Consider the following 1,426-nt stretch of genomic DNA (forward strand, 5'->3'; position numbering starts at 1 on the left):
GGACACGCTCCATTTCACAAGCGCCACCTCCTACACGCTGAGCGGTCAGACTCTGACCTTCCAGCCGAGCAACGGCACCACCCACGACGACCGATTTTTCCTCGTCAACGACTCCGGGACTCTCCAGACGATCAACAACAACTTAGTCGTCATGCAGGCCATCTCTGGAGCTGGCTCCCGAGGCTCCGGAATCAATGTGAAAGGCGGGCAACTCGTCCTCAATGGCAATCTCGATATCAATGGACTTTCCGCGCTCCGTTTTCAGGGAGGCGCAGGTTCCGTAACCATCAACGGAGTGATCTCCGGCACCCCTGCCGGAGCCATCGCCGTGAACGGTGGAGCGACAGCCATCTTCAACAACATCAACACGTACCAGCAGGGCACCACCGTCTGGAATGGCACCCTGAAGCTCGGTACCAGCTCCCTCAACGGTCAGGCCGGATCATTGGGAAACAGCTCCTCATCCGTGACCATGGGCCACAGTGGTTCTCCAGGGGCCAAACTCCTCACCACGGCCGCTGTGACCGTTGGGCGAGACATCCATTTCATGACGAACACGGGAAACATCGCCTACACTGTGGGCGGGGATTCCGCCCACATATCCTCCTTCACGGGCACCATCTACACGGGCAATACTGGTGCCGTCGACTCGAATGCCGGTCAGGTCACAGCCGTCGCGGGCGGCCGAGTTAACATCAACAGCATCACCCGCCGCTCTGATGCGACGACCTCGAGTGCTGGGCTGGACACGATCGCCAAGACCGGCGCGGGCATCGTCGCCCTCACTGGCACCAGCAACTACTCAGGCCAGACCAATGTCAACGTCGGCACGCTGCTGGTGAACGGCGTGCTCTCCGCCACCAGCCCCAATGCCGCAGCCGTGGGCGCAGTGATCGTCAGCACGGCCGCACGCCTGGGCGGCACCGGCACCATCAACCGCGCCGTGACCATCCAGAATGGCGGCATCCTCTCCGCCGGTGATGTTGACGCCGCAGGCATCTCCCTGGGTGGCAAACTCACCCTCGGCACAGGATTGACCCTGAACTCCACCTCCGTCTTGAACTTCGACCTCTCCTCCCCCAGCAGCCTGCTGGATGACGAGATCTCCGTGACCGGCAACCTCACCCTGGACGGCGTGCTCAACATCACGAACCTCGGCGGTCTCGGCAATGGAAGCTACAAGCTCTTCGACTACACCGGCACCCTCACCGACAACACCCTTAGCATCGGCACCACACCCGGAGGCTTTTCCTACAGCATCGACACCACCAGCTTTGCCAATGCGGTCTATGTCAATGTGACTCCTGAACCCGGCATGGCCTCCCTGTTCGGCCTCGGCCTCGCCGCCCTCATCTGGCGGAGAAGACGGCCCCAGCCCTAAAGCGAAGGCAATCGGCAGAGGCCGTGGGAGAAATAAACGCCCTGA

Annotated in this window: 1 protein-coding gene; it reads left to right on the top strand. The window is 61.4% G+C overall.

The features are described from left to right. Positions 1–1,381: autotransporter-associated beta strand repeat-containing protein (locus BV106_RS33975; RefSeq protein WP_038172556.1), on the top strand; the 1,381-nt coding region annotated here is incomplete at its 5' end. Positions 1,382–1,426 lie beyond the last annotated feature (45 nt).

Source organism: Verrucomicrobium sp. BvORR106, from assembly GCF_000739655.1.
Classification (GTDB): Bacteria; Verrucomicrobiota; Verrucomicrobiia; order Verrucomicrobiales; family Verrucomicrobiaceae; genus Verrucomicrobium.